We start from the raw sequence: 26,546 nt of genomic DNA, 5'->3' as shown, positions 1-26,546 counted from the left end.
GCCCATGATCTTCGGACGAAGCGAGCGGCTGGCGGCATTGGCCCCGCACGAGGTGCAAGCGATGCGCCGTGCGGGGCTCGTCGTTGCCGCGGCCCTGGCCGCCGTGCGAGCCGCTGCGGTCCCCGGCGTGAGCACCCTCGAGCTCGACACCGTCGCGCGGGAGGCGATCCTCGCGCAGGGCGCCCGGCCATCTTTCCCGGAGGTGCCCGGTTACCGGCACACCCTGTGCATCAGCGTCAACGAGGCCGTCGTCCACGGCATCCCCGACGAGCGGGTGCTGGCCTCCGGCGACCTCGTCTCCTTCGACTGCGGCGCGATCCTGGACGGCTGGCACGGCGACAGCGCGATCACGGTGCACGTCGGCGGCCACGAGGCGGCCGACCCGGCGGACATCGCCCTGTCGAGCGCGACCCGGGAGGCACTCTGGGCCGGCATCGGTGCCCTGCGGATCGGCGGGCGCATCGGCGAGGTGGGCGCTGCCGTGCAGGCCAGCATCGAGCGCTCCGGCGCCACCGCCACGCCGGGGCCCATCGACTTCGGCATCGTGACCGGCTACGAAGGCCACGGCATCGGCCGCGAACTGCACATGGATCCCAGCGTTCCCAACATCGGGGGCCACCGCGGGCCCAAGGTGCGAGCGGGAGCGGTCGTGGCCATCGAACCGATGATCACCCTGGGCACTGCGCAGACGCACGAGCTGGCCGACGACTGGACGGTCGTGACTGACGACGGCTCGCGGGCCGCGCACTGGGAACACACCGTCGCCGTCACGTCACGCGGTCTGTGGGTGTTGACCGCCGACGACGGGGGAGCGGCCGAGCTGGCCGCCCGCGGACTGCCGTTCGGTGGGCTGGACTAGCTGCAAGGCCCGAGCGCGGCCCGCGTGGCCGAAGATCGGCACCGATTTCCCCTCAACCGGCGAACGGACTAGACTGGTGTGCTGGCTCAGCAACACCTACACTGCCGCGCGGCCTTGGCCCGCGGCATCACTGTGACTGCGGGGCCTGACCAGGTGGGACGGCAGGACGCCGCCCGCACGACATTTTCGACGGATTGTGGAGGACATGGCTAAGAAGGACGGTGTCATCGAGATCGAGGGCACGATCGTCGAAGCTCTGCCGAACGCGATGTTCCGCGTGGAGTTGACCAACGGTCACAAGGTTCTCGCTCACATCTCGGGCAAGATGCGTCAGCACTACATCCGGATCCTCCCCGAGGACCGGGTGGTCGTGGAGCTCAGCCCGTATGACCTCTCCCGCGGCCGCATCGTTTTCCGCTACCGCTGAGCATGCGACTCCCGGCACCGGCAAACGCCGGTGCCACTCCATCACCTTCGGGGCAGAGCGACTCATCGAGCCGCCCTGCGTCCGGAGCCGATCCGAAGACGGCAGGCAGATGAAGGTTCAGCCGAGCGTCAAGAAGATCTGCGACAAGTGCAAGGTGATCCGCCGTAACGGCCGGGTCATGGTGATCTGCGAGAACCTGCGCCACAAGCAGCGCCAGGGCTGAGCCAGACCACACTGCACGAGTCGCCGGTCCTTCCGGCGCGCACGTAATGCACGACGCAACACCCGGCCCCGAGGCAGCGCCTCGGACGTCACCCCCGGCACGGAGGCCGGGGACCGCCGCAGCTTTGCTGACTGGCGGAACGGTGTTGCTCCAGACCTCCGTGAAGTGAAATCAGGAGAACGAACAAGATGGCACGTCTTGTCGGAGTCGACCTCCCGCGCGAAAAGCGCGTCGAGATCGCACTCACCTACATCTTCGGCGTGGGCCGTACCCGCGCGAAGGAGGCCGTCGCGGCCGCCCAGATCCCCGACTCCACGCGAGTGCGGGATCTCAGTGACGAGCAGCTGGTCGCGCTGCGCGACTACCTCGAGGGCAACTACAAGCTCGAGGGTGACCTGCGCCGCGAGGTCGCGGCCGACATCCGCCGCAAGGTGGAGATCGGCAGCTACCAAGGTCTGCGGCACCGCCGCGGTCTGCCGGTGCGCGGTCAGCGCACCAAGACCAACGCGCGTACCCGCAAGGGCCCCAAGCGCACCGTCGCGGGGAAGAAGAAGGCCGGTAAGTAGACGCCCGCTGCGCGGGTCGGTGGCTTGGCCACCGGGGTGTCGCCGCTTCGCGGCGGCGCTTGTTGGTTCCGAGAAATCAGGCTCGCTTCGCTCGCGATTTCTCGGGCTGCTTTCGCAGCCGCAGTCGGTTGCCTCGGTCTTTTAGGCCACACACACGCTTTCAGATGTAGGAAGAGAAGGGTTTATGCCTCCCAAGAGCCGTCAGGCTGCGGGCGCCAAGAAGGTGCGCCGCAAGGAGAAGAAGAACGTCGCCCACGGGCACGCTCACATCAAGAGCACGTTCAACAACACGATCGTCTCGATCACCGACCCCACCGGGGCCGTGATCTCGTGGGCCAGCGCCGGCCAGGTCGGCTTCAAGGGCTCGCGCAAGTCCACCCCGTTCGCCGCGCAGATGGCCGCCGAGGCCGCCGCCCGCCGCGCTATGGAGCACGGCATGCGCAAGGTCGACGTATTCGTCAAGGGCCCCGGCTCCGGCCGGGAGACCGCGATCCGTTCGCTGACCGCCACCGGCCTCGAGGTCGGCGCCATCAGCGACGTCACGCCCACGCCGCACAATGGCGTCCGCCCGCCCAAGCGCCGCCGCGTCTGACCGGTAGAGCGAGAGGAGACACACAATGGCTCGTTACACCGGCCCCATCACCAAGAAGTCGCGCCGCCTGAAGACCGACCTCGTCGGCGGCGACAAGAACTTCGAGAACCGCCCCTTCCCTCCCGGGCAGCACGGCCGCGGCCGCATCCAGGAGAAGGAATACCTGCACCAGCTGCAGGAGAAGCAGAAGGCGCGCTTCACGTACGGCGTCATGGAGAAGCAGTTCCGTGGCTACTACGAAGAGGCCGTGCGCCGCACCGGCAAGACCGGTGAGGTGCTGCTGCAGATCCTCGAGTCCCGCCTCGACAACGTCGTCTACCGCGCCGGCCTGGCCCGCACCCGCCGCGCCGCTCGCCAGCTGGTGTCCCACGGGCACTTCCTGGTCAACGGCAAGCGCGTCGACGTCCCGTCCTACCGGGTCAGCCAGTACGACATCATCGACATCCGCCCCAAGTCGCGCGACACGTTCCCGATGGAGCTGGCTCGCCAGACCTACGGCGAGCGGCCCGTGCCGGCGTGGATGAAGGTCGTGCCCGGCACGCTGCAGATCCTGATCCACAGCCTGCCCGTGCGCGAGCAGATCGACACGGTGCTCACCGAGCAGCTGATCGTGGAGTTGTACTCCAAGAACTGACGGCGGGCGCTTCGCGCCCGACGTCAGTTCCCGGGCCCCTTGGGGGCCCGGGCGGGCGCCGCTTCGCGGCGGCGCTTGATTTACCAGCGGCAGGCGACTCGGATTGCCTTGTGGCGCTGCGCGCCACTTTGGCAATGCGAGTCGCGCCGCTGGTGCTCGCTTGCGAGCGGGGTCATTGCCCTTCGGGGTAGTGGTCGCCCGCCGCAGGCGTGTGGTGCTTCCCTCTTGTGGACAGAGGCTTGGGGGAGAATCGGTCGGAAGGCCGAGAAATCATGGGGCGTCATATAGCGGTCGCCTTGTGGGAAGGAAAATCCGTGCTCATTGCACAGCGTCCGATCCTCTCTGAGGACGTCATCTCCAGCTCCCGGTCGCGGTTCGTCATCGAGCCGCTGGAGCCCGGCTTCGGCTACACCCTGGGCAACTCGCTGCGTCGCACGCTCCTGTCGAGCATTCCCGGCGCCGCCGTCACCAGCATCCGCATCGACGGGGTGCTGCACGAGTTCTCCACGATCGCCGGAGTCAAGGAAGACGTCACCGAGCTGATCCTCAACATCAAGGGCCTCGTCGTCTCCAGCGAGCACGACGAGCCCGTGGTCATGTACCTGCGCAAGCAGGGTCCCGGGGTCGTCACGGCTGCCGACATCGCGCCGCCGGCCGGGGTCGAGGTGCACAACCCCGACCTGCACATCGCGACCCTGAACGACAAGGGCAAGGTCGAGATGGAGCTGACGGTCGAGCGCGGCCGCGGCTACGTCTCCGCTGCGCAGAACAAGTCCGCCGACGCCGAGATCGGCCGCATCCCGGTCGACTCCATCTACTCGCCGGTGCTGGCCGTGACCTACAAGGTCGAGGCCACCCGAGTCGAGCAGCGCACGGACTTCGACAAGCTCGTCGTCGACGTCGAGACCAAGAACGCGATCGCCCCGCGCGACGCGCTCGCCTCGGCAGGCAAGACGCTCGTCGAACTGTTCGGCCTGGCCCGTGAGCTCAACGTCGAGGCCGAGGGCATCGACATGGGCCCGTCGCCGACGGACGCCGCGCTGGCCGCCGACCTGGCCCTGCCGATCGAGGAGCTCGACCTGACGGTGCGCTCCTACAACTGCCTCAAGCGTGAGGGCATCCACACGGTCGGCGAGCTCGTCGGCCGCAGCGAGGCCGACCTGCTCGACATCCGCAACTTCGGTGCGAAGTCGATCGACGAGGTCAAAGCCAAGCTCGTCGGAATGGGCCTGCAGCTCAAGGACAGCCCGCCCGGGTTCGACCCGAGCGCGATGGCCGAGCGCTACGACGACGAGGACGACTCGGCCTTCGCCGAGGACGAGCAGTACTGACCGAACCGGCGACTGAACCGCCCGCTGACTGCGGCGCCGGATCGGTTGCGAGAACCTAGGAGAACACCATGCCCACTCCCACCAAGGGACCTCGTCTCGGTGGCGGCCCGGCTCACCAGCGGCTCATCCTCGCCAACCTGGCCACCGCCTTGTTCGAGCACGACCGCATCACGACGACGGAGGCCAAGGCCAAGCGCCTGCGCCCCTACGCCGAGCGGCTCATCACGTTCGCCAAGCGCGGTGACCTGCACGCGCGCCGCCGGGTCATGACCGTGATCCGCGACAAGGGCGTCGTACACCGCCTCTTCACCGAGATCGCCCCCGACGTCGCGCAGCGTCCGGGCGGTTACACCCGCATCACCAAGATCGCCCCGCGCAAGGGCGACAACGCCCCCATGGCCGTGATCGAGCTCGTCCGCGAGCCGTTCTCGCCGAAGCAGGCGACGGTCAAGGAGGCCGAGGCCGCCACCAAGCGCGCCGCCGCGCCCGCCCCGGCCGCCGAGCCGGAGCAGGAGCAGGCTGCGGAAGAGACGGTAGAGGCACCCGAGGCTGCGGCCGAGAGCGAGGCTCCGGCCGAGGCTGAGGCGCCCGCCGAGGGCGACGAAAAGGCCTGAACCTAGCCCGTTCGGTCTGACCGATCCATCCTGACGCCGCCCGATTCCCTTGGGAATCGGGCGGCGTCAGGCATTTCTTCATCAGCCTGTGCCCTTAAGTCCACCCCTTGTGGGGTCGATAAGTACAAGGACGAGCGGTAATCTGACGGATACGTCTGGACGACCGTCTTGGACGAGGACCCGGGCGCATCCGGTAACAATTCCTCGCAGCTTGTGGGGAAGTCCGGATGGATCGGTCAGGAGCAGGAATGGTCAAGGGTGTCGGCGAGCCGCGTCGCGGCGCCGCAACAGGGCGAGTTGCCGCCTCATATCGTGCTGTCGCCGGCATCGGGGCAGTCGCTCTCGTCGGAGCCCTCCTGACCGGCGCCCCGGCCGCGGCCGCCGCGCCGGTCGGCACCTTGAATCCTGCGACCTCCACCGCCTCTGCCGGTGAGTCCAGCGATAGCGAGGCCGCGGCCAAACGCCTGGCTGACCGGATTCGTGCGACCCTCGGTTCGCGTGCCGGTCAAGTGTCGGTCGTCGTGCACGACCGCAAGAGCGGCACGACCGTGACGCACAACGGATCGCTGCGCGTCGAGACGGCCAGCATCGTCAAGGTGATGATTCTCGTGGCCGTCATCGACCACCGCCGCGCCAACGGCAGCGGGTTGACCAGCTCGGATCGCGCGCTGGCCCGCAAGATGATCAGGGTCAGCGACAACGCCGCCGCCTCCACCCTGTTGGGCCGTGCCGGTGGCAAGCCCGCCCTGGATCGGCTCGCCAAGCGGCTCGGCATGAAGCACACCGCCACTTCGTGGTCGTGGGGATTGACGCGCACCTCCGCGGCCGACCAGGTGCGGCTGGTGGACGCGATCCTCGACGGCAAGGCGCTGCCGCGCGACTCCGACCGTGACTACGTGCTAGGCCTCATGGGTGATGTCGTCGAGGAGCAGGCCTGGGGGGTCGGCTCCGTGCCGGCGTCGGCGAGTGCACAGGTCAAGAACGGCTGGTTGCCGCGCGGCTCCACCGGGTGGCGGATCAACAGCATCGGCCACGTCTCCGGCTCCGGGCGGGACTACACCATGGCGATGCTGTCGACCCGAGGGCGCTCGATGGGCTCCGGGGTCGCCACGCTCGACCGCGTCAGCGAGGTCGTCTTCGCCGGGGTGACCGCGCTCGGCTCCGAGCAGGGCGGCACCGCCACCAACGCCAGTGCCCCCATGCACGCCACCGCACTCGCCGACGGCGAGCAGCCCAGCGCGATTCCGGCCGGCGCCCCCGCCTGGTTCGACCGTCCCGGCACCGCCTTCCGGCCGTACCCCACCCGCTGACACGACACAGCGGCAGGGTCGGTGATCATGACGCCTTCAGGTAGCCCTGAAGGCCGTCTGGTGGAATGGCGTGGTGCGGCTACGCCTTGACTTCGCCTACGACGGCACGGACTTCAGCGGTTGGGCGGCCCAGCCGGGGCGGCGCACGGTCGAGGGGGAGTTGACGGCCGGGCTGGCGCGCGTGTTGCGGGCCGACCCCGCACCGCGGCTCACGGTGGCCGGGCGCACCGACGCCGGGGTGCATGCGCGGGGGGCGGTCGCCCACGTGGATGTCGAGCCGCACGCCTGGGCGGCCCTGCCCGGCCGCTCGACCCGGAGCCCGCAGCAGGCGGCCCCCATCCGGTTGGCCGGGGTGCTGCCCGACGACATCGTCGTGCGGTCCGTCCGGCCCGCGCCGCCGGGCTTCGACGCGCGCTTCTCCGCGACGTCGCGGCACTACCGCTATCTGCTGTGCGACAGCCCGCACCGGCTGGACCCGCTCCGTCGCCGAGAGGTCGTCGCGCATCGCCGCGGCTTGAATGTCGAGGCCATGGACGCCGCCGCCGGCCGGTTGCTCGGGCTGCGCGACTTCGCGGCGTTCTGCAAGCGGCGCGAGGGTGCGGGGACCGTGCGGACCTTGCTGGGGTACTCGTGGCGGCGCACCGGCGACCTCATCGAGGGCCTCGTCGACGCCGACGCCTTCTGTCACTCGATGGTGCGCTCGCTCGTCGGGGCCGTCATCGCGGTGGGGGAGGGCCGTCGCGAGGTCGACTGGCCCCTGGCCGTGCTGACCGCCGGCCGCCGTGACCCGGCGGTCGCCGTCATGCCCGCCCACGGGCTCTGCCTCGAGCGCGTCACCTACCCCCCGGACGATCAACTCGCCGACCGCGCCCGCCAGGCCCGCGCCATCCGAGTCCTCCCAGGCACCCCCCACCACGGAGCGGATCGAGTGTGATGCGGATCACGTCAATGAACCGGACGCCCGACTCATACGGTCGTCCGACCTGTCGATGGGATGGGTGCCGGAGAGACCACCTCGGGGGAGGGGGACCGGCCGCCGGGTTCGCGAACGTCGCAGAGACGGTGTCACGGATGAATAGAGGGGATGGGGACATGGACATGTCGAATCGCACGCAGGAGCTTCGCCGCCCGGACGACCAGACGCAGACGCAGCAGACTCTGGGTCTGCGACGGGGCCTGGGACACGGCCCCCGGACGGGTGCGAACGGCGCTCGCTGACGCGAGCGCACGACCCTCCGGCCCGCTGGACACGGGCCGGGAACGGTGACCCGAGAAGGTCACGGGGCATCGCCAGGGACGATGTGCGGGAGGGGGTGGGCGCAAGGGACGGCGCTCGCCCAGTCGGCCGGGAGGCTGCGGTTGCGCAAGGGACGGCGCACCGCGGCTCCCGGCCGACTTAGTTCTGCGCAGCCGAACGGCGTGTGTTCCGCGACCGGCTTGGGTGCGGCCCGGCTCGCCGATCGGCAGCTCAGTCGCGCCGACGCGGGGGGCGGGGAGGATCGACCGGCAGGGGGCACGTGTAGTACGTCACCCGGCGGGCGCTGGGGTTGCCGGCACCCACCCGCCGGTAGCGCGCGAGCAGCTCACCGATCTCCGCCTGCAGACTCTCCAACTGCTCGTCGGTGACGAGCACGAGGTGATCCTCCAGGCCGCAGGCCTCCTGCCACGACAGTGGCCACTCCGGCTGTGCCGACAGCCACGCCTGGGCCTTGCCGGCGAAGTGCTGGATGTAGTCGCGGGCCAGCCAGTCGATGGCGGCGTCGTTGTCCTCGTCGGGGTCGTCGAGGTCGATGGCCCGCTCGCCGGCGGCCGCCCAGACGCGTCGCCGACCCGTGCCGGTGCCGGTGTCGCGGATGAGGCCGGCCTCCTCCAGACGGCGCAGGTGATACGACGTGGCGCCGGAGTTGGTGTCGAGAGCGGTGGCCAGGTCGCTGGCCGTGGCGGCGCCGACCGTGCGCAACTCCGCGAGCAGCCGCGAGCGCAGCGGATGGGCCAGGGTGCGCAGGGCCTCACGGTCGACCGGATACGGCTCGGGAGGTGCCTCCGGAAGGGCGAGGTTGTCGGGGCCACCGGGGTGCGTCATGCAGAATAGTTTTGCACACTTCGCGTGCATGGTCCTCCCGGTCGCCTGGCTCACGGGCCGTCTGTGCAGGTCACAGTTTTGTCTCGCGGATTTTCCCGGTCATCGCCACCTCGGTAGACTGGAGAACAGTTCGCGGCCACGCCCTGCGTGCCCACCGACCGCAGTCGTGCGGGCCCGCGACACCCCATCCCTGACGGCACGCCGGCACCTGTGTGCGCGCCGTTCATGACGACAGCAAGGCAGGTTCTGGTGCGTACCTTCACCCCCAAGCCGGGCGAGATCGAGCGCAAGTGGCACGTCATCGACGCCACTGACGTCGTGCTCGGCCGCCTCGCCTCGCAGGCGGCTCAGCTGCTGCGCGGCAAGCACAAGACGATCTTCGCGCCCCACGTCGACACCGGTGACTTCGTCATCATCGTCAACGCCGACAAGGTCGCCCTCACCGGCGCCAAGTTGGAGCAGAAGAAGGCCTACCGCCACTCCGGTTACCCGGGTGGTCTGCGGGCGACCTCCTACACCCAGCTCATGGCCAAGAGCCCCGAGAAGGCCGTCGAGAAGGCCATCCGCGGCATGCTGCCCAAGAACTCGCTGGGCCGCCAGCAGCTGAGCAAGCTGAAGATCTACGCGGGCGCCGAGCACCCGCACCAGGCGCAGCAGCCGCAGCCGTTCGAGATCTCGCAGGTCGCGCAGTAAGCGCGGCGCCGCCACCGACACCGCGCCGACCGCGCCTAGCAACCTGACATCACGAGGAGAACCGTGAGCGATTACACCGTCGCCGAGACGCTCGAGGAGAACGAGCCGGCGCTGTCCGAGTACACCAGCGAATCCGAGCAGGGCACGACCGAGGCCGTGCGCCGCCCGTCCGCCTCCGCGCCGGGCGCAGCCACCGGTCGCCGCAAGCAGGCGATCGCCCGCGTGCGCATCGTCCCCGGCTCGGGCGACTGGAAGATCAACGGGCGCACGCTCGAGGAGTACTTCCCGAACAAGGTCCACCAGCAGATCGTCAACGAGCCCCTGAAGGTGCTCGAACTCGACGGCGCCTACGACGTGCTCGTGCGCGTCCACGGCGGTGGCCCCTCCGGGCAGGCCGGGGCCGTGCGCCTGGGTGTCGCCCGCTCCCTCAACGAGGTCGACTCCGAGCTCAACCGCCCCGCCCTGAAGAAGGCCGGCTTCCTGACCCGCGACGCGCGGGTCCCCGAGCGCAAGAAGGCGGGTCTGAAGAAGGCCCGCAAGGCGCCGCAGTACAGCAAGCGCTGACGCGCTACCGCCAGGCGGCCCGCACCGACGTGCATCGACACGCGGCGCGGGCCGCCTTCGCGGCATCCGGGCCCCTCCGGGAACCCGATCTCCGATGGACCGCACGCGTCACGGCCTGTGGCGCCCGACGCGAGGACTGACCATGGCACGACTCTTCGGCACCGACGGGGTGCGCGGACTTGCCAACCGAGACATCACCGCCGAACTGGCGCTCGACCTGTCTGTCGCCGCAGCCCACGTGCTCGGCGACCGGGGCGACTTCGTCGGCCACCGCCCCCGGGCCGTCGTCGGCCGCGACCCGCGCGCCTCCGGGGAGTTTCTCTCCGCCGCCGTCATCGCCGGGCTTGCCTCCGCCGGCGTCGACGTCTACGACGCCGGTGTGCTGCCCACTCCGGCCATCGCTTTTCTCACCGCCGAACTGGGCGCCGACCTGGGCGTCGTACTCTCCGCCTCGCACAACGCGATGCCCGACAACGGCATCAAGTTCTTCGCCCGCGGCGGGCACAAGCTCGAGGACTCCGTCGAGAACGCCATCGAGGGCCGCCTCGACGAGGCGTGGGACCGCCCGACCGGCGCCGACGTCGGCCGGGTGCTGCCGCTGACCGACGGCGCCGACCGTTATGTCGCGCACCTGCTGTCGGCGCTGCCCAACCGGCTCGACGACCTGCACGTCGTGATCGACGCAGCGCACGGTGCCGCCAGCATCGTCTCGCCGCGCGCCTTCCGCAGCGCCGGCGCCCGCGTGGAGGTCATCGGCGCCGAGCCCGACGGCCTCAACATCAACGACGGCTACGGTTCGACGCACCTGTGCATGCTGCAGCAGGCCGTCGTCGAGCGCGGCGCCGATCTGGGCATCGCCCACGACGGTGACGCCGATCGTTGCCTGGCGGTCGACCACACGGGCGCACCGATCGACGGCGACCAGATCATGGCGATCCTCGCCCTGGCGATGCGCGAGCAGGGAACCCTGGCTCACGACACCCTCGTCGCGACCGTCATGAGCAACCTCGGCATGCTGCTGGCGATGCGGGATGCCGGAATCACCGTGCGCCAGACCGGAGTTGGCGACCGGTACGTGCTCGAAGACATGAAGGCCGGGGGCTACTCCCTCGGCGGTGAACAGTCCGGGCACGTCGTGCTGTCCGAGCACGCCACCACCGGCGACGGCACCCTCACGGGGCTCCTGCTCGCTGCCCGCGTCGTCGCCACCGGCGAAAGCCTGCGCGACCTCGCCGCCGTGATGACCCGCCTGCCGCAGAAGATGATGAACGTCAAGGGCGTCGACAAGGACGCGGCCGACAGCAATGAGGCTGTGCAGGCCGCCGTCGCGCGGGCCGAGGCCGAGCTGGCCGACACCGGCCGCGTGCTGCTGCGCAAGTCGGGCACCGAGCCCCTCGTGCGCGTCATGGTCGAGGCCAAGACGCCGGAGCAGGCCAGCGCGATCTGCCACCACCTGGCCGACGTGGTGCGCGAGCAGCTGGCCCTCTGAGCTGGATCTCCCAGTCACTGAGCCGCCGCCAGGCCGCCGGACGCGACAGACCCGCTGACCGATCATGCTCCGGTCAGCGGGTCTGCGGCTGTAGGGATCTGGGTCAGCCGGCCATCGGGGAGGCGACGCGCTGACGCAGGGCGTCGGCGGCGTACGTGGCGCGCTCGGCCTGCACGGACACGACGTCGACGAGGTCGATGCGGCCCAGGTCGCCGATCGCGTCGACGATGTCGGTCTCGCCGGAGCTCAGCGAGTAGACGAACCCGACGATCGCCAGCTCGCCGGCGTCGATCTTGCCGCCGATGACGTCGGAGACCTCGACGAGCTCGCGCACGGTGCGGCGCACGTTCTCGGCGACGACCTCGTGCAACTCGGTGCGGCCGGAGCGGTTGGCGGCCTCGACGCTGGGCAGCACCCGCTGCACCAGCTCACCGATGAAGCCGTTCGGCAAGTCGTTGCTCTGCCGCGCCTCGATGGCGGCGGCGATCGACCCACAGCTGGAGTGGCCGACGACGGCCAGCACCTTCGTCGGGCAGGCCGCAACGCCGTACTCGATGGTGCCCACCACCCCGGGGTCCGTGGAGTGGCCGGCGGTGCGCACGGTGAACAGGTCGCCGAGGCCGCGGTCGAAGATCAGCTCCGGCGGCACGCGGGAGTCGGCGCAGGAAAAGATGACCGCGAACGGCTCCTGCCCCTGCGTCAGAGCGGACCGGCGCCACGAACCCTGGTTCGGGTAGTGCTGCGAGTTCGCCGCGAACCGGCGGTTGCCCGCCAGCAGCAGGTCGAAGGCCTCCCGAGGAGTCTGGGGGGCGGCAGCGGACGAGGAAGAGGACATGGGCTCAAATCCTTAGGACTCACGGGGCCTGTACGCCGTTACCCATCGGCCCCGCGAATCCCGTTCTGAGAACTGTCTACCCGGCCCGCCGCCCGCATTGCCCAAGCTGCGCTGGCGGCCGGACGCCTCACTCCACGTCGCCGATGCTGGCCACCTTCCGCGCGCGCCCTTCGGCCAGGGCGTACGTCAGTCCGACGATGCCGACGTGGCCGGAGGCGATGCGCTGGGCGAGCAGTTGCGAACGCTCGCTGATGAGCTTGACCGTGTGCCGCACGTGCTCGGCCTCCACCTCGTCGGGGCGAGAGGACCCGGCGCGGTAGGCGGCCATGACGCTCGGGGTGACCCGTTCGACGAGTTCACGCATGAATCCCGGTGGCATCGTGCCGGTTTCGTGGGCCGACATCGCGGCTTTGACCGCGCCGCACGAGTCGTGCCCGAGCACCACGATGAGCGGGATGTTGAGCACGACCGCGCCGAACTCCAGGGAGCCGAGGGCTGTCGCGCCGAGCACGTGCCCGGCGGTGCGCACGACGAAGAGGTCACCCAGGCCCTGGTCGAAGATCACCTCCGCGGCCACCCGGGAGTCGGCGCAGCCGAAGAACGTTGCGAACGGCGCCTGCCCGCCGACCAGTTCGCCGCGGTACTCCACGCTCTGGTTGGGGTGGGCGGGGTGCCCGGAGACGAACCGGTCGTTGCCGGCCTGCAGCGCCGCCCAGGCCTGCGCCGGCGTCTGCGGCCGCTGCTCGACCGCGGAGGCCTTGTGCCGTTTCTCGCTCGCGGGCTTGGACTCGGCCTCGGGCTGGGACTCGCTCACAGTCCTGGCCGTTTCGGGATGGTGCGCGCCACGGGGGTGCCGCCGACGGAGGCGAAGAAGTCGTTGCCCTTGTCATCGACGACGATGAATGCCGGGAAGTCCTTGACCTCGATCTTCCACACGGCTTCCATGCCCAGCTCGGGGTACTCCAGCACCTCGACCTTGGTGATGCAGTCCTGGGCCAGGCGCGCGGCGGGGCCGCCGATCGAACCGAGGTAGAAGCCACCGTGGGAGGCGCACGCATCGGTGACCTGCTGGCTGCGGTTGCCCTTGGCCAGCATGATCATCGACCCGCCCTTGGCCTGGAACTCATCGACGTAGGAGTCCATGCGCCCGGCCGTCGTCGGACCGAACGAGCCGCTGGCCATGCCCTGGGGTGTCTTGGCCGGACCCGCGTAGTAGACCGGGTGGTCCTTGAGGTACTGCGGCATGTCGTCGCCGGCCTCGAGCCGCTCGCGGATCTTGGCGTGGGCGATATCGCGGGCCACGACGAGCGTTCCGGTCAACGACAGGCGCGTCTTGACCGGGTGCCTGGTCAGCTCCGCGAGAATGTCGGGCATCGGTCGGGTCAGGTCGATCTTGACCACCCCACCGGCGCCCGTGGAGGCGGCGCCCACCGCCTCATCGGCGTGCTCACCCAGGTTCTCGTGCGTGGTCTCGGGCAGGTACTGGGCCGGGTCCGTCTCCAACTGCTCGATGAACACACCCTCGGGGGTGATCTTGGCGAGGGCCTGCCGGTCGGCCGAGCAGGAGACGGCGATCGCGACCGGCAGGCTGGCGCCGTGCCGGGGCAGGCGAATGACCCGCACGTCGTGGCAGAAGTACTTGCCGCCGAACTGGGCTCCGATGCCCAACTCGCGGGTCAACTCGTGGACCTTCTCCTCCATCTCCACGTCGCGGAAGCCGTGACCGGTGGCCGCGTCGCCGCTGGTGGGCAGCGGGTCGAGGTAGCGGGCGGAGGCGTACTTGGCGGTCTTGAGCGCGAACTCGGCGCTCGTGCCGCCGATGACGATGGCCAGGTGGTACGGCGGGCAGGCGGCGGTGCCCAGGGAGGCGATCTTCTCGCGCAGGAAGTCCATCATCCGGCTCGGCGACAGGATCGCCTTGGTCTCTTGGAAGAGGAAGGACTTGTTGGCGCTACCGCCGCCCTTGGCCATGAAGAGGAACTTGTAGGTCGTCTCGTGCCCGGGCAGGGTGTCGGCGTACAGCTCGATCTGCGCCGGCAGGTTGGAGCCGGTGTTCTTCTCCTCCCACATGGTCACCGGGGCCATCTGCGAGTAGCGCAGGTTGAGCCGGGTGTAGGCGTCGTAGACGCCCTCGCTGATCGGCCGCTCGTCGGTGCCTTGCGTGAGCACGTGCTGCCCGCGCTTGCCCATGACGATCGCCGTGCCGGTGTCCTGACACATCGGCAGGACTCCACCGGCGGCGATATTGGCGTTCTTGAGCAGGTCGAGGGCGACGAACTTGTCGTTGTCGCTGGCTTGCGGGTCATCGAGGATCTTGCGCAGCTGGGCCAGGTGGCCGGGGCGCAGGTAGTGGGCGATGTCGTGCATCGCGGTCTCGGTGAGCAGCCGCAGCGCCTCCGGTTCGACCCGCAGGAACGTCATCCCGTCGGGACCCTGCACCGTACTGACCCCTTCGCTGGTCAACAACCGGTACGGGGTCTCGTCCTGCCCCAGAGGCAGCAGGTCTTCGTAAGCGAACTCGGCCATCGCGCGCTCCTTCATCACCGGCTCCTGGGCTCGCGTCGCGGGCCCGGAGGTTGCTGGGCTCAGCCTAGCCAGCGACGATTCGGGCGTTCAGGCCGTAGGTCCGCGGATGACGCCGTACGGTCGGCCTCATGGCTGGGGGACGCGTCGGAGTGCGGCGGCGTCAGTCGGCGAGTTCGACGCGGCGGGGCGGGTTGGCGCCGGCGCGGGCCACGGTGATCGCGGCGCACGCCAGGCCGCGGGCCACGCACGGCTGGATCTGGGGCCAGTCGGCGGCGCGCAGCCGCTCCCGGGCGTCCGGACCGCCCAGCAGGCCCTCGTCGAGCAGGCCCGACAGGATGCCGGACATGAACGAGTCGCCGGCGCCGACGGTGTCGACCACCTCGACCTCCGGCAGGCTCACCGAGTGCAGCTGGTTCTGCACGAGCACGAGCGCGCCCTTGCCGCCGCGGGTCGCGACGGCGACGGACACGCCGAGATCCGACCACTTGTGCAGCACGTCCTCGAGCTGCTCGCCGGGGTAGATCCACTCGATGTCTTCGTCGCTGGCCTTGACCACGTCGCTGAGCGAGACCAACTCGTCGACGCGGGCCTGCACGTCCTCGGGGTGGCCCATGAGCTGCGGCCGGGCGTTGGGGTCGTAGGAGATCGTCGATTCGTCGTGGATGCGCGCGATGACGTCGCGTACCCCGTCGCCGCCCGGCTGCAGCACGGCGGCGATGGAGCCGGTGTGGAAGTGCACGCCCGCCGGCACATTGAGCTGCGGATCGAACTCCCAGGTGATCTTGAAGGCATAGGTGGCGGCGCCGTCGGGGCCCAGGAGCGCGGTCGCCGTCGGAGTGCGCTCGGCGTTGGTGCTGCCGGGGAAGAGCCCCACGTTCTCGCCCGCCAGGTGCTTCTCGATGCGCTGGCCGCGCTCGTCGGTGCCGATGTGGCAGGCCAATTGCGCCGGGTGGTCGAGGCGGGACAGACCGATGGCGACGTTGGCGGGGCTGCCACCGACGTGTTCCGCCTCTCCGGTGCGGGAGACGACGATGTCGATGAGGGCCTCTCCGGCGACGATCACGGGCGCGTGCATGACCCACACCGTAGTGCTCCGGCGGACGTGGATGGGTGGCAGGCGGCGAGATCCTGCGCGGCGCTGCCGGGTGGTGTGCGGGTGGGGCGGTATTCGTGCGTCGGGCCGGGGAGCGGGGATGCAGCCGAGTCGGGGAGGATAGGGCCGTGAGTTCGACGCCCTCCGATCCGACGCCTCCCGCGACCCCGACGTCCGCGCCCGCCTCTACGCCGCCCGCAGGGGAGGGGTCGGGCCAGCCCCCCGCAGCCACCCGTCCGGGTCCGCCGCCGCGGCGCGCGCACGGGCGGGGCAACTGGCGCAGCCTCGTGCTCTCGATGGTCGTCGTGCTCGCGGTCGTGACGGTGTGGCTCGCGCTCCTGCCGCGCCCCTCGCGGATCGACCGCCCGGCGGTCGATGTCGTGGCGTCCGCGCAGTACGTCTCCAGCCAGACCGGCCTCACGTTGTTCGTGCCGCAGGTGCCGGCGCCCTGGCGTCCGACCAGCGTGCGGCAGACCAGCGAGCAGGGGCTGACCGGCTGGCACGCCGGCTGGACCCACGGCCAGGACGAATCCGCCTACCTGGGCACCGAGCAGGCGGGGGCGAAGGACGAACAGACCGACCAGGCGTGGATCGCGGCCCGCACGCAGCACGGCGCTGCGGGGCAGCCGGTCGACATCGCCGGGCGGCAGTGGGCGAGCTACGCGACCTCCGGCGATCCGGTGCGCACCAGCTATGTAGCCACCATCGACGGCACTATCGTCGTCGTCACCGGCCTCACCGACTCCGAGGCCCTGCAGCAGGCCGCCGCTTCCCTGCGTCCCGCCGCCGAGCTCACTGTTGGCGTACCCACGCCCACCGGCTCCTGAGCGCGCCAGCCGATAGCCCTTCCGCTCGCGCTGGGCGCGACCTAGGGTCGGTCGACAACGCTGGGGAAACCCGGCGCCATCATCGAACAAGGGAGTTTGAGGATGACGACCGACGCCCACCACGTCGCCCGGGAGTGGCTCGACCGCTTCGCCGCAGCCGTGACCTCCGGCGACGCGCAGCAGGTAGCCGATCTGTTCGACGCCCAAGAGTGCTACTGGCGCGATCTGATCGCCATGACCTGGAACCTGCACACGGCCGAAGGCCGCGACGCGATCGCTGCCATGCTCGGCGCCGTCGACCCCGGTAGCTGGCCGCGCGATATCGCAGTCACCGCGGCCGAGGTCGCCGACGGAGTGACGACCGTGCAGTTCACCTTCGAGAACGACACCTTCACCGGCAAGGGGATCGCCCGACTGCGCGAGGGCGGCTGCTGGACGTTCCTGACCAGCGCGCAGGAGCTGCTCGAGCACCGCGAGCCGCGCGGGCGGCGCCGCATCCTCGGTGCCGAGCACGGCATCAACGTCAACGCCGACAACTGGCTGGACCGCCGCACCAAGCGGCTGGAGAGTTTCGGGCTCGACGAGCAGCCGTACGTGCTCATCGTCGGGGGCGGGCAGGGCGGCATCTCGCTGGCGTCTCGGCTGCGCCGCCTCGGCGTGCCGGCCCTCGTCATCGACAAGCACCCGCGGCCCGGCGACCAGTGGCGCAACCGCTACCACTCGCTGTGCCTGCACGACCCGGTCTGGTACGACCACCTGCCGTACCTGCCGTTCCCCGACGACTGGCCCGTGTTCTCGCCCAAGGACAAGATCGGTGACTGGCTCGAGAGCTACGTCAAGATCATGGAGTTGGACTACTGGAGCAACACAAGCGCCACCGATGCAGTCTTCGACGAGCCGACTGGCACGTGGCGGGTGACCGTCGAACGCGAAGGGCAGGAGCGGGTGCTGCGCCCGACGCACCTGGTGCTGGCCACGGGGATGTCCGGCATCCCGAACATGCCCGATATCCCTGGTGCCGACGTCTTCACCGGCGACCTGCACCACAGCTCGGCCCACCCCGGCGGTGAGAGGTACCGCGGCAAGAAGGCGGTGGTCATCGGCTCGAACAACTCCGCCCACGACATCTGCGCCGACCTCTGGGAGAACGGCGCCGACGTGACGATGCTGCAGCGATCGACGACGCACATCGTGCGCTCCGATTCGCTGATGGAGCACGTGCTAGGCCCGCTGTATTCGGAGGAGGCGGTCGAGGCCGGTGTCGATCACGACACCGCGGACCTCATCTTCGCCTCGATCCCGTATCGCATCCTGCCCGACTTCCAGCGGCCGGCGTTCGACGCCATCCGCGAGCAGGACCAGGAGTTCTACGACGCACTGGAGCAGGCCGGGTTCATGCTCGACTTCGGTGCCGACGACTCCGGGCTCTTCCTGAAGTACCTGCGCCGCGGCTCCGGCTACTACATCGACATCGGCGCCTCCGACCTGGTCGCCAAGGGTGAGATCAAACTTGTGTCACCCGCGCGGGTCAAGGAACTGCGGGCGCGCAGCGTCGTGCTGGACGACGGCACGGAGCTGGAGGCCGACCTCGTCGTGGCCGCCACCGGCTACGGGTCGATGAACGGCTGGGCTGCGCAACTCATCAGCCAGGACGTCGCCGACGCGGTCGGCAAGTGCTGGGGTCTGGGCTCGGACACCCCCAAGGACCCCGGCCCCTGGGAGGGCGAACTGCGCAACATGTGGAAGCCGACGCAGGTGCCCAACCTGTGGTTCATGGGCGGAAACCTGCACCAGGCGCGGCACTACTCGCGCTACCTGTCCCTGCAGCTCAAGGCGCGCCTCGAGGGGCTGGACACGCCTGTCTACGAGTTGGCACCAAGCCACCACAAGGAGTGAGCCGCGTCGTCGTAGGGCGCCTTGAGTCTCAGCCTTCGTCGGTGTCGGAATCGGCCGGTGGCCGTGAACCGGCCGATTGCTCGTCGTCCGGGGCCTCGCCCTGGAGTTGGGCTTGGGCGCCGTCGAGCCAGCGGGTGCAGTGGTCGGCCAGACTCTCGCCGCGCTGCCACAGGGCCATCGACGCCTCGAGGTCGAGTTGGCCGCTCTCCAGTCGCGCGACGATCGCGACGAGTTCGTCGCGGGCCTGCTCGTAGGTGAGGGTCGAGACGGCCGCGAGCTCGGCCTCGCTGCGGTCGGTGCTGGGGTCGGTCATGTCGTCACGCCTTCGCGTCGGTGGGCTCGGAGGATTTCGTGGACTTCTCGGTGACGGCCGGTGGGGTTCTGGCCCGCGTGGCCGCTTTGGCTCTCGGGGCGGGCCTGGCGCTCGTTGTGCTCTTGTTCCTGGTCGACCGCGACGTGGTCTTGGTTGCCGTAGCGGTCTTTGCTGCCTGGGTGCTGCTCGGCTCCGGCTCGCCGGAGCGGGCTGTCACGGGGGTGACCGCGAAGTCGCCGCGGGCGACCCGCACCCGCAGCACTTCTCGCGCCTCGACCTCCAGTCGGTCGGTGACCGTGCGGCCGTCGGCGTGCGAAACAACCGCGTAGCCGCGGTCCAGGGTCGACTGGGGCGACAAGGCGCGGGCGCGGGCGCGCAGGTGCACGATCTCGTCGGCGCCGCGGTCGACGCGGGCGCTCACGACTTGTCGCGCGCGCAGCCGCAGGGCCTGGATCTGCCGCAGGTGCGGCTCGATCATCGCGGCGGGGGAGGCCAGCACTGGGCGGGAACGCAGCGTGCGTAACCGGTCGGCTTCCCCGTGTAGTCGGCGCTGTTGGGCGGCGCGGATGCGGCCGCGGGCACGGTCGAGGCCGGCCAGCTCGGAGGCCGCGTCGGGCACGATGCGCTTGGCCGCGTCGGTCGGGGTGGAGGCGCGCAGGTCGGCGACGAAGTCGAGCAGGGGAGTGTCGATGTCGTGGCCGATGGCGCTGACAACCGGAGTGCGGGCGTCGGCGACCGCGCGGATCAGCGCCTCGTTGCTGAACGGCAACAGGTCTTCGAAGGAGCCGCCGCCGCGGGCCACGACGATGACGTCGACGTGCGTTTGAGCGTCGAGGTCGACCAGCGCTGCGCGGACCGCGCTCACCGCATCCGTGCCCTGCACCGGCACCTGCCGGATCTCGAACCGCAGTGCCGGCCAGCGGCGCCGGGCGTTCTCGACGACATCCCGTTCGGCGGCGGAATTGCGCCCGCAGATGAGCCCGACGCAGCCGGGCAGGAACGGCAGGCGGCGTTTGCGCTCGGCCGCGAACAGGCCCTCGGCGGCAAGGATGCGTTTGAGCTGTTCCAGCCGGGCGAGCAGTTCACCCTCGCCGACGGGCCGGATCGCCCGACCCTCCATCTGCAGGGTGCCGCGCTTGGGCCAGAAGCCCGGCTTGATGTGCGCGACGACCCGCGCGCCTTGGCTCATCGGCATGCCGGCCACGTCGAAGGCCCGCACCGGCATCGACACGGACAGCGACACGTCGGCGTCGGGGTCTCGCAGCGTCAGGTAGCAGTACTGCGCCGCACCGCGATGGTTGAGCTCGACGATCTGCCCCTCGACCCACACGGCCGACATCTTGGCGATGTACTCGCCCATCTTGGCCGAGAGCAGCCGCACCGGCCACGGCTGCTCCGCCGTGGTGTCGGCCGCCCTCTCCGGCAGAGGCGCTCGGGCTGGTTGAGTCACGCGCGCCAGTATTCAACAGAGCACCGACAACGCCGCCCCGCCGCCGTCCGCATCGGCGCGTCGCTGCTCCGGCGCTCGTGCTGGCCCTGCTGTTCGACAATCAGCGATCGGTGAGCAGGGCGCCGAAGATCAGGGTGTCGGTCCATTCACCCTTGCTCCACCAGTTGGCCCGCAAGTGTGCCTCACGGCGCATCCCGACCGCCTCCGCGAGGCGTGCGGAGGCGGTGTTGCGGGCGTCCATTTGAGCGGCGACCCGGTGCAGTCCGTAGTGCTCGAACGCGAGCGTCAGCAGGGCCGAGACAGCCTCGCGGGCGTAGCCGTGACCGCCGTGCGCCGGGTCGAGCACCCAGCCGATTTCGGCCAGGCGCGCATCAGGCCCCGTGCGCCACAGCACGACATCGCCGATCGCCTCACCGTCACGTTCCACTGCGAGAGCCAGCCCGCGGGATTCCCCGTCCAGATCGACGCGCGCGATGCGCTCGCTCACCTTGACGGCTGCCAGCTCGGCAGTCCACGGCTCGTCCAGCAGGTAGAGCGCGACATCCGGGCGCCCGTACACGCGCTGCAGCCAGCCGGCGTCGGCCGCCGTGTGGGCGCGCAGCCGCAGCCGCTCGGTGGTGATGGGCAAGAGCGAACTCGACACCCTCCCACCGTACGCACCGCAGGGCGTGCCCTTTACCGGCACCGCGCCGCTTGACCTTCACACTGTGGGATGGCCTGTCGTGGGAGCTGACATGTTGAGCATCGGAGAAATCGCACACCGCACCGGGGTATCGCGGCGAATGCTGCGGCACTGGGAGCAACAAGGGCTCATCGAGCCTGCCCGCACCGACCCCGCGACGGGGTATCGCCGCTACGAGCCGACCCAGGTCGGTCGCGTCAACGCCGTCGCGACCCTGCGCGATTCGGGCTTCGGGCTCGAGGACATCCGGGTGCTCCTCGATCCCGCGCTCGGACGCGGCGGGTTGGAGTCGGTGCTGCGCGCGCAGGAGCGTGACCTGGTGCAGCAGATCGACGAGGCCACAGTACGTCTGACCCGAGTCCGGCACCGGCTGGACACCCTGGAGACGAGAGCCCGTGAGGTAGCCATGAACATCACCCGTCAATCCCTACCCTCCCTGAGCCTGCGCGGGCTGCAAGCCAGCGTCCGTGACGAGACGGACATCCCCGCTGCCGTGACGCAACTGCGCGAACGGCTCGGTGGCGACATCGAAGGGGCCGCCGCGCTCGCGCTCGTCTTCGATGGGACCGACGACGACCAGATCACCGTCACCGTGGGTTTCGCGCACTCGGGTGAGACCGCAGAGGGCACTCGCGACGCAATCGTTGCCCCAATCACCATCGCTGGTGTCGAGGACGGGGTTTCCGTGCACTTCGTCGAGCGCCCCTCGGATGTGTCCGACGCCTGGGTCGTCATCGACTCTCACCTGGAGACTGTGGGCCTGCACAGCTACGGCGTCTACCGACAGCTCGTCGCCGCCGACGGCGCCGTCACTCTGCAGGCGGGGGTGCGGCCCCTGCCACCGGACTGCGCCTCGCCCGGTGCGTGACGTGACCCGCACAGTGCGCGTGGATGGCGCGTCCAGGCGGGCTCCCTAGGATGGCGGGGTGACTGTCGAGAAAAAGGTCCTGCTCGCGGCCCCGCGCGGCTACTGCGCCGGGGTCGACCGGGCTGTCGTCACCGTCGAGAAGGCGCTGGAGCTCTATGGTCCGCCGGTGTACGTCCGCAAGCAGATCGTGCACAACAAGCACGTCGTTTCCACGCTGGAGAAGCGCGGCGCGATCTTCGTCGAGGAGACCGACGAGGTTCCCGAGGGCGCCACCGTCGTGTTCTCCGCGCACGGTGTCGCACCGGTGGTGCACGAAGAGGCCAAGGCGCGCTCGCTGAAGTCGATCGACGCGACGTGCCCGCTGGTCACCAAGGTGCACCGCGAGGCCGTGCGCTTCGCCGACGACGCCTACGACATCCTGCTCATCGGCCACGAGGGCCACGAAGAGGTCGTCGGAACCTCGGGCGAGGCGCCCGACCACATCACGATCGTCGACGGCCCCGACGACGTCGACAACGTGCAGGTCCGCGACCCGGAGAAGGTCGTGTGGCTCTCCCAGACCACGCTGTCGGTGGACGAGACGATGGCGACGGTCGCGCGCCTTCGCGAACGCTTCCCCAAGCTGGAGAGCCCCCCGAGCGACGACATCTGCTACGCCACCCAGAACCGGCAACTCGCCGTCAAGGCGATGGCGCCCAAGACCGACCTCATGATCGTCGTCGGCTCGCGCAACTCCTCCAACTCCGTGCGGCTCGTCGAGGTCGCCCTCGAACACGGCGCCCGGGACGGACACCTGGTCGACTACGCCGAGGAGATCGACGAGGCCTGGCTCGACGGCGTCGCGACGGTCGGCGTCACAAGCGGGGCATCGGTGCCCGAGGTGCTCGTGCGCGACGTGCTGGACTGGCTGTCCGAGCGCGGGTACGACGATGTCGAGCCGGTCATCGCCGCCGAGGAGAGCCTGCTGTTCGCCCTGCCGAACGAGCTGCGGCGCGACCTGAAGGCCGCCGGCATCGCCGCCAAGACCGTGCGCCACGACGCCGCCACGCACCTGCACTGACCAGCTGCGGCCGCCCTCGGACTTCGGCGGCGACAGCCGGCCGCGGCTGGGCTTCGACTGTTGGGCTCCCTGCCCAGGGTTGCGGTCGGGGCAGCAACCTGGGCGGCGACCGCAACCGTCAAGACGCTCTCTTCGGGGGCTTGTCAGCGGCACTCGCTGGCGGTCTGCTCGATGATGGCGGTCAGCGTCCGTCGTAAGTCGGAGTGCTGGTCGAGCCCGAGTCGACGTGCCCAATCGGTCTCATCATCAGCGACGCTGCGCGGCAGTTGCCGCATTACGACGACGACCTCGACCGGCCAGAGTTGCTGCCGACCGCTGTTGCGGCGTTCCGGAGCGAGGTGGCCGCGGCGAACGCGGTGCTCGTGGTGACTCCGGAGTACAACGGGTCACTGCCGGGTGCCTTGAAGAACGCCATCGACTGGGCGTCGCGTCCCCGGGGGAACGCCCCGATCGACGGGCTCCCGACTGCGGTGCTCAGCGTGAGTCCGTCGCCGCGCGCTGCGCAGTGGGCGCGGGAGGATGCAGTCAAGGTGCTGACCGTCGCGGGTGCGGTCGTGGAGGATCGCTCCGCGGGTATCGGCCGGGTCCATGAGGTGTTGTCCGATGAGGACCACGTCGACCTCGTCGCGGTGGGCGCCCTGGTCGAGCGGTTGGTCGAAGACACCCTCGTTGCCGCCTGAATCACCCTGAGTCACCTCGAGTCACCCCGAGTCGCCCCGAGTCACTCGGTGCCGCCAGGTCATGCCGAGTCGGCTCGGCGACCGAGTGGCCGGGCGTCTGTGACGGTGTCGCGCACATGTCGGGCATCTCGCTCGAGGTCGCAGCCCTCCAGGGCCGTGTTCTCAAGCGCCGTGTTCTCAAGCGCGGTGTTCTCGATGAGCTCGGCCGCGGTCAGCGGCCGGGTCGGGAGGTCGACGGGCGGGGGAGCGGGCACGGCCTCGGGGGCCAGGTCCAGCTCGTGCAACTTCCGCGAGGTGACGAGCACGCGACTCTCCAACGTGCCGACCATGGCGTTGTAGGTCTCAACGCTGCGGCGCAGACTCGACCCCATCCGCGTCACGTGCGTCCCGAGGGTGGCCAGCCGTTCGTGCAACTCCCGACCGAGCACCAGCAGTTCGCGCGCGTTGCTGGTCAGCGCGTCCTGCTGCCAGGCATGCGCGCTCGTGCGCAGCACCGCCAGCAGGGTCGCCGGCGAGGCGATCGCCACATGCCGGCGCATCGCCGCCTCGAACAGCTCAGGGTCGTGCTCGACCGCAGCGGCCAGCACCGCCTCGTTGGGCACGAAGCACACCACCAGCCGGGGCGAGGTCTCGAACGCCGACCAGTAGTCCTTGTCGGCGAGCCCATAGACGTGTCGGCGAAAGGCCTTCGCGTGGGCCGCCATACGGGCCTGCCGGTCGGCCGGGGACAGGTCCGGCCGTTGGGCGTCGAGAAATGCCGACAGCGGCGCCTTGGCGTCGATGACCAGCACTTTCTCACCCGGTAGCCGGACAACGACATCCGGTCTGACCTGCGCCTCGTGGCGACTAACGGCGCGCACCTGCTCCTCGAAGTCGCAGCGGGCCAGCATCCCGGAGTGCTCCAACACCCGGCGCAGTTGAGTCTCCCCCCACAGGCCGCGGACGCTCGAGGCGTTGAGCGATCCGGCCAGCGTGGCCGTCTGCTCGCGCAAGGCGCGGGTCGAGGCGTTGACCTCGCCGAGGCGCTCACCGAGCACACCGAACTGCTCGGCGCGATCGCGCTCCAACACGCCTACCTGTCGCTCGACCCGGGCCAGCGCCGAAGTCAGCGGCGCGAGCGCCATCGCCGCCTCGTCTTCGTGGGCCACCCGGTCGGTGAGGTCCTGCAGGCGCTCCTTGAGCCCCTCGCGCTCGGCGTCGGCGGCGGCCAGGCGGGCCGCGTACCCGGCCCGCACGACGAGCCAGGTCAACAAGATGCCGAGGGTCGCGCCGATGATCAGCGCACCGACGAAAGTCACGATCGGGGTCATGAGGCAACGCTCGCATCGACCTACGACAAGATTCGGTGCCGCCACGCCGACCTGCGGTGATGCCGTGATAGGGACGACCTCGTGAGTGCATTCGACGAGGCGATGGCGCTGCGGGCGCAGGCGGACGGCGGGCGACTGGGGTACCTCGACGCGGGGTGGAACATCATCGACGCCATCAACGGCGGCGTGGTGATGTCGGTGGCCGCGACGGCGCTCCGCGACGAACTGGCGCGGTCAGAGGGTGCCGGCTCCGTCTCCCATCCCGATCCGTTGGCGTTGAGCGCCTACTTTCTCTCGGCGACTCGGCCCGGCGATGTGCGGGTGTTTCCGCAGGTCGCCAGTGTCGGGCGCTCGATGAGCACCGGGCAGGTGTCGGTCTACCAGGATGGCCCGGACGGGCCGATCGAGCGCGTGCGGGCGCTGGCGACGTTCGGTGACCTGGGTGCGGCGAGCGATGTCGCGCGAGCCCCGGCCATGCCCGACGTCCCGCCTCCGGGGGAGTGCCTCGACGCGCAGCTGGCACCCAAACATCTGCTGCCGCCGATGATGTCCCGACTCGAGCTGCGACTCGACCCCTCGTGCGTCGGCTGGGTATTCGGTGAGCCGGCGCGTCGCGGCGTCATTCGCGGGTGGATGCGGTTCTCCGACGGTCGGGACATGGATGCGATCTCGCTGCTCATGGCCGTCGACGCGATGCCTCCGGTGGCGTTCGACCTCGGCCTGGGCGGCTGGGTGCCCACCCTGGAGCTGACCGCCCACGTGCGGGCCCATCCGGCTCCGGGCTGGGTGTTCGTCGAACTGACCAGCGATACGCTGGCCGGTGGACTCATGGAAGAAGACGCTCGGGTCTGGGACTCCACGGGTCGCCTCGTAGTCCAATCGAGGCAGCTCGCCGCGGTGCGGACGCCGACGTGACCCACCTTCGGCGGCTCTTGGGCCCTGCGTTCGGTCAGGACTCCGACGGCACGATGGGCAGCTCCGGGCCCTGGTTCCACACGAGGATCGCGGGCTCCTCGCGGTAGAAGCCCAGAACGCTGACCGACCCCGCGTCGAGGGTAAGCGCCGCTCCGAATCGCGGGGCGAGCCGAAGGAAGACCGAGGCGAGAATCCGCAGGTAGTGGCCGTGGGCGACGAGGGCGACATCGCCGTCGACCATGGCGGGTAGGACCCGCGTTAACACCCGTGAGGCGCGTGCGGCGACCTCTTCGACCGTCTCGCCCGGGGTCTGTCCGCGGATCACGCCGTGGGTGAACGCGGTCCAGTTGTAGCCGAGCTCGGCGCGGATGTCCTTAGTCGTGCGGCCCTCGTAGCCGCCGTAGTCCCACTCGACGAGCAGCGGATCGATCTGTGGGGACAGGCCGGCGAGTTCGGCTGTCCGCCGGGCCCGCTCCAACGGCGAACTGAGCACGAGGGAGAAGTCGTAGCAGCCGACGAGCGAGCCGGCGTGCCGCGCCAACTCCTCACCGCGCGCAGTGAGGGGGATGTCGGTGCGGCCGGTGTGCTGGCCGGACTTCGACCACTCCGTCTCCCCGTGCCGCAGGAGTACGAGCTTGCCGGACGGATTGTCCGGTGCAGGCCGATCAGGCAACGGGTCGGTGATCACCGCCTCACCGTACGCCCG

At 70.0% G+C, this 26,546-nt stretch carries 29 protein-coding genes; 19 read left to right on the top strand and 10 right to left on the bottom strand.

The window, feature by feature from the left end; all coding sequences use genetic code 11:
* The first annotated feature begins 4 nt into the window (after window positions 1-4).
* The 10 genes from map (at window position 5) to truA (ending at window position 7,490) form a co-directional block, all read left to right on the top strand.
* Entirely contained in the window at window positions 5-859 is an 855-nt protein-coding gene (map, locus tag KILIM_RS10410; RefSeq protein WP_006592632.1) for a type I methionyl aminopeptidase, read from the top strand.
* Between the two features lie 205 nt (window positions 860-1,064).
* Window positions 1,065-1,286, top strand: coding sequence for a translation initiation factor IF-1 (gene infA, locus KILIM_RS10405; RefSeq protein ID WP_006592631.1), 222 nt, complete (start codon window positions 1,065-1,067; stop codon window positions 1,284-1,286).
* A 109-nt stretch (window positions 1,287-1,395) separates the two neighbouring features.
* Window positions 1,396-1,509, top strand: a complete 114-nt coding sequence (gene rpmJ / locus KILIM_RS10400) for a 50S ribosomal protein L36 (RefSeq protein WP_006592630.1) — start codon at window positions 1,396-1,398, stop codon at window positions 1,507-1,509.
* Window positions 1,510-1,697: 188 nt separating this feature from the next.
* Window positions 1,698-2,075 (top strand): 30S ribosomal protein S13, encoded by a 378-nt coding sequence (gene rpsM / locus KILIM_RS10395; RefSeq protein WP_006592629.1) that lies wholly within the window; start codon window positions 1,698-1,700, stop codon window positions 2,073-2,075.
* Window positions 2,076-2,259: 184 nt separating this feature from the next.
* Window positions 2,260-2,667, top strand: coding sequence for a 30S ribosomal protein S11 (gene rpsK, locus KILIM_RS10390; protein ID WP_006592628.1), 408 nt, complete (start codon window positions 2,260-2,262; stop codon window positions 2,665-2,667).
* Between the two features lie 25 nt (window positions 2,668-2,692).
* Window positions 2,693-3,301, top strand: a complete 609-nt coding sequence (gene rpsD, locus KILIM_RS10385) for a 30S ribosomal protein S4 (RefSeq protein WP_006592627.1) — start codon at window positions 2,693-2,695, stop codon at window positions 3,299-3,301.
* Between the two features lie 314 nt (window positions 3,302-3,615).
* Window positions 3,616-4,632, top strand: a complete 1,017-nt coding sequence (locus KILIM_RS10380; RefSeq protein WP_006592626.1) for a DNA-directed RNA polymerase subunit alpha — start codon at window positions 3,616-3,618, stop codon at window positions 4,630-4,632.
* Between the two features lie 68 nt (window positions 4,633-4,700).
* On the top strand, window positions 4,701-5,246 hold the full coding sequence (gene rplQ, locus KILIM_RS10375) for a 50S ribosomal protein L17 (protein ID WP_006592625.1): 546 nt from the start codon (window positions 4,701-4,703) through the stop codon (window positions 5,244-5,246).
* Between the two features lie 248 nt (window positions 5,247-5,494).
* Complete coding sequence (locus KILIM_RS10370) at window positions 5,495-6,556, top strand: serine hydrolase (RefSeq protein ID WP_006592624.1); 1,062 nt, start codon at window positions 5,495-5,497, stop codon at window positions 6,554-6,556.
* A gap of 73 nt (window positions 6,557-6,629) precedes the next feature.
* Window positions 6,630-7,490, top strand: a complete 861-nt coding sequence (gene truA / locus KILIM_RS10365; RefSeq protein ID WP_040562959.1) for a tRNA pseudouridine(38-40) synthase TruA — start codon at window positions 6,630-6,632, stop codon at window positions 7,488-7,490.
* Window positions 7,491-8,024: 534 nt separating this feature from the next.
* On the opposite strand, the gene KILIM_RS10360 is transcribed toward truA, so the two are convergent.
* Window positions 8,025-8,639, bottom strand: a complete 615-nt coding sequence (locus KILIM_RS10360; RefSeq protein WP_006592622.1) for a winged helix-turn-helix domain-containing protein — start codon at window positions 8,637-8,639, stop codon at window positions 8,025-8,027.
* Between the two features lie 249 nt (window positions 8,640-8,888).
* On the opposite strand from KILIM_RS10360, the gene rplM reads away from it, so the two are divergent.
* The 3 genes from rplM to glmM all read left to right on the top strand — a co-directional run bounded on the left by rplM (window position 8,889) and on the right by glmM (window position 11,385).
* Window positions 8,889-9,332, top strand: coding sequence for a 50S ribosomal protein L13 (gene rplM / locus KILIM_RS10355; RefSeq protein ID WP_006592621.1), 444 nt, complete (start codon window positions 8,889-8,891; stop codon window positions 9,330-9,332).
* Window positions 9,333-9,395: 63 nt separating this feature from the next.
* Complete coding sequence (rpsI, locus tag KILIM_RS10350) at window positions 9,396-9,896, top strand: 30S ribosomal protein S9 (protein ID WP_006592620.1); 501 nt, start codon at window positions 9,396-9,398, stop codon at window positions 9,894-9,896.
* Window positions 9,897-10,038: 142 nt separating this feature from the next.
* On the top strand, window positions 10,039-11,385 hold the full coding sequence (gene glmM / locus KILIM_RS10345) for a phosphoglucosamine mutase (RefSeq protein ID WP_040562927.1): 1,347 nt from the start codon (window positions 10,039-10,041) through the stop codon (window positions 11,383-11,385).
* 103 nt (window positions 11,386-11,488) lie between these two features.
* On the opposite strand, the gene KILIM_RS10340 is transcribed toward glmM, so the two are convergent.
* The 4 genes from KILIM_RS10340 to KILIM_RS10325 form a co-directional block, all read right to left on the bottom strand.
* A complete protein-coding gene (locus KILIM_RS10340) occupies window positions 11,489-12,220 on the bottom strand; it encodes a carbonic anhydrase (RefSeq protein WP_006592618.1) in 732 nt (243 codons plus the stop codon).
* Window positions 12,221-12,347: 127 nt separating this feature from the next.
* Window positions 12,348-13,034, bottom strand: coding sequence for a carbonic anhydrase (locus KILIM_RS10335; protein ID WP_006592617.1), 687 nt, complete (start codon window positions 13,032-13,034; stop codon window positions 12,348-12,350).
* A complete protein-coding gene (locus KILIM_RS10330; protein ID WP_006592616.1) occupies window positions 13,031-14,746 on the bottom strand; it encodes a fumarate hydratase in 1,716 nt (571 codons plus the stop codon). The genes KILIM_RS10335 and KILIM_RS10330 overlap by 4 nt, the downstream gene beginning before the upstream one ends.
* A gap of 160 nt (window positions 14,747-14,906) precedes the next feature.
* Entirely contained in the window at window positions 14,907-15,821 is a 915-nt protein-coding gene (locus KILIM_RS10325) for a carbohydrate kinase family protein (protein WP_040562954.1), read from the bottom strand.
* Between the two features lie 146 nt (window positions 15,822-15,967).
* On the opposite strand from KILIM_RS10325, the gene KILIM_RS10320 reads away from it, so the two are divergent.
* Window positions 15,968-16,666 (top strand): DUF4245 family protein, encoded by a 699-nt coding sequence (locus KILIM_RS10320; protein ID WP_006592614.1) that lies wholly within the window; start codon window positions 15,968-15,970, stop codon window positions 16,664-16,666.
* 102 nt (window positions 16,667-16,768) lie between these two features.
* Window positions 16,769-18,562: an NAD(P)/FAD-dependent oxidoreductase gene (locus tag KILIM_RS10315; protein ID WP_006592613.1), complete on the top strand. Its 1,794-nt coding sequence runs from the start codon at window positions 16,769-16,771 to the stop codon at window positions 18,560-18,562.
* Between the two features lie 28 nt (window positions 18,563-18,590).
* Here KILIM_RS10315 and KILIM_RS10310 read toward each other — a convergent pair whose 3' ends face one another.
* From KILIM_RS10310 to KILIM_RS10300, 3 genes are all read right to left on the bottom strand, one after another.
* Complete coding sequence (locus KILIM_RS10310) at window positions 18,591-18,875, bottom strand: exodeoxyribonuclease VII small subunit (protein WP_006592612.1); 285 nt, start codon at window positions 18,873-18,875, stop codon at window positions 18,591-18,593.
* Window positions 18,876-18,879: 4 nt separating this feature from the next.
* Complete coding sequence (gene xseA, locus KILIM_RS10305) at window positions 18,880-20,325, bottom strand: exodeoxyribonuclease VII large subunit (RefSeq protein ID WP_083876062.1); 1,446 nt, start codon at window positions 20,323-20,325, stop codon at window positions 18,880-18,882.
* Window positions 20,326-20,425: 100 nt separating this feature from the next.
* Entirely contained in the window at window positions 20,426-20,968 is a 543-nt protein-coding gene (locus KILIM_RS10300) for a GNAT family N-acetyltransferase (RefSeq protein ID WP_157551632.1), read from the bottom strand.
* Between the two features lie 91 nt (window positions 20,969-21,059).
* Between KILIM_RS10300 and KILIM_RS10295 the strand changes: the two genes are divergently transcribed.
* The 3 genes from KILIM_RS10295 to KILIM_RS10285 all read left to right on the top strand — a co-directional run bounded on the left by KILIM_RS10295 (window position 21,060) and on the right by KILIM_RS10285 (window position 23,615).
* On the top strand, window positions 21,060-21,875 hold the full coding sequence (locus KILIM_RS10295; RefSeq protein WP_006592609.1) for a MerR family transcriptional regulator: 816 nt from the start codon (window positions 21,060-21,062) through the stop codon (window positions 21,873-21,875).
* 58 nt (window positions 21,876-21,933) lie between these two features.
* Window positions 21,934-22,935 carry a 4-hydroxy-3-methylbut-2-enyl diphosphate reductase gene (locus tag KILIM_RS10290; RefSeq protein WP_006592608.1) on the top strand — a complete coding sequence of 334 codons (1,002 nt, stop codon included), beginning with the start codon at window positions 21,934-21,936 and terminating at the stop codon, window positions 22,933-22,935.
* 203 nt (window positions 22,936-23,138) lie between these two features.
* Window positions 23,139-23,615, top strand: coding sequence for an NAD(P)H-dependent oxidoreductase (locus tag KILIM_RS10285; RefSeq protein WP_006592607.1), 477 nt, complete (start codon window positions 23,139-23,141; stop codon window positions 23,613-23,615).
* A 59-nt stretch (window positions 23,616-23,674) separates the two neighbouring features.
* Here the strand turns inward: KILIM_RS10285 and KILIM_RS10280 are convergent, their stop codons facing one another.
* A complete protein-coding gene (locus tag KILIM_RS10280) occupies window positions 23,675-24,925 on the bottom strand; it encodes a DNA recombination protein RmuC (protein WP_006592606.1) in 1,251 nt (416 codons plus the stop codon).
* Between the two features lie 81 nt (window positions 24,926-25,006).
* On the opposite strand from KILIM_RS10280, the gene KILIM_RS10275 reads away from it, so the two are divergent.
* Window positions 25,007-25,840, top strand: a complete 834-nt coding sequence (locus KILIM_RS10275) for a thioesterase family protein (RefSeq protein WP_006592605.1) — start codon at window positions 25,007-25,009, stop codon at window positions 25,838-25,840.
* A gap of 34 nt (window positions 25,841-25,874) precedes the next feature.
* Here KILIM_RS10275 and KILIM_RS10270 read toward each other — a convergent pair whose 3' ends face one another.
* Window positions 25,875-26,528 (bottom strand): histidine phosphatase family protein, encoded by a 654-nt coding sequence (locus tag KILIM_RS10270; protein WP_006592604.1) that lies wholly within the window; start codon window positions 26,526-26,528, stop codon window positions 25,875-25,877.
* Between the last annotated feature and the right edge of the window lie 18 nt (window positions 26,529-26,546).

The organism is Kineosphaera limosa NBRC 100340, assembly GCF_000298215.1.
Taxonomy (GTDB): Bacteria; Actinomycetota; Actinomycetes; order Actinomycetales; family Dermatophilaceae; genus Kineosphaera; species Kineosphaera limosa.
Note: the sequence above shows the minus strand (reverse complement) of the source record. Positions and strands in the feature narration are given on the sequence as shown.

Bases quoted from the DNA above. Each gene is read 5' to 3' on its own strand.
- map (WP_006592632.1), top strand. From the start codon at position 5: ATGATCTTCGGACGAAGCGAGCGGCTGGCGGCATTGGCCCCGCACGAG.
- infA (WP_006592631.1), top strand. From the start codon at position 1,065: ATGGCTAAGAAGGACGGTGTCATCGAGATCGAGGGCACGATCGTCGAA.
- rpmJ (WP_006592630.1), top strand. From the start codon at position 1,396: ATGAAGGTTCAGCCGAGCGTCAAGAAGATCTGCGACAAGTGCAAGGTG.
- rpsM (WP_006592629.1), top strand. From the start codon at position 1,698: ATGGCACGTCTTGTCGGAGTCGACCTCCCGCGCGAAAAGCGCGTCGAG.
- rpsK (WP_006592628.1), top strand. From the start codon at position 2,260: ATGCCTCCCAAGAGCCGTCAGGCTGCGGGCGCCAAGAAGGTGCGCCGC.
- rpsD (WP_006592627.1), top strand. From the start codon at position 2,693: ATGGCTCGTTACACCGGCCCCATCACCAAGAAGTCGCGCCGCCTGAAG.
- rplQ (WP_006592625.1), top strand. From the start codon at position 4,701: ATGCCCACTCCCACCAAGGGACCTCGTCTCGGTGGCGGCCCGGCTCAC.
- KILIM_RS10370 (WP_006592624.1), top strand. From the start codon at position 5,495: ATGGTCAAGGGTGTCGGCGAGCCGCGTCGCGGCGCCGCAACAGGGCGA.
- KILIM_RS10360 (WP_006592622.1), bottom strand. From the start codon at position 8,639: ATGACGCACCCCGGTGGCCCCGACAACCTCGCCCTTCCGGAGGCACCT.
- glmM (WP_040562927.1), top strand. From the start codon at position 10,039: ATGGCACGACTCTTCGGCACCGACGGGGTGCGCGGACTTGCCAACCGA.
- KILIM_RS10340 (WP_006592618.1), bottom strand. From the start codon at position 12,220: ATGTCCTCTTCCTCGTCCGCTGCCGCCCCCCAGACTCCTCGGGAGGCC.
- KILIM_RS10330 (WP_006592616.1), bottom strand. From the start codon at position 14,746: ATGGCCGAGTTCGCTTACGAAGACCTGCTGCCTCTGGGGCAGGACGAG.
- KILIM_RS10325 (WP_040562954.1), bottom strand. From the start codon at position 15,821: ATGCACGCGCCCGTGATCGTCGCCGGAGAGGCCCTCATCGACATCGTC.
- KILIM_RS10315 (WP_006592613.1), top strand. From the start codon at position 16,769: ATGACGACCGACGCCCACCACGTCGCCCGGGAGTGGCTCGACCGCTTC.
- KILIM_RS10310 (WP_006592612.1), bottom strand. From the start codon at position 18,875: ATGACCGACCCCAGCACCGACCGCAGCGAGGCCGAGCTCGCGGCCGTC.
- KILIM_RS10295 (WP_006592609.1), top strand. From the start codon at position 21,060: ATGTTGAGCATCGGAGAAATCGCACACCGCACCGGGGTATCGCGGCGA.
- KILIM_RS10280 (WP_006592606.1), bottom strand. From the start codon at position 24,925: ATGACCCCGATCGTGACTTTCGTCGGTGCGCTGATCATCGGCGCGACC.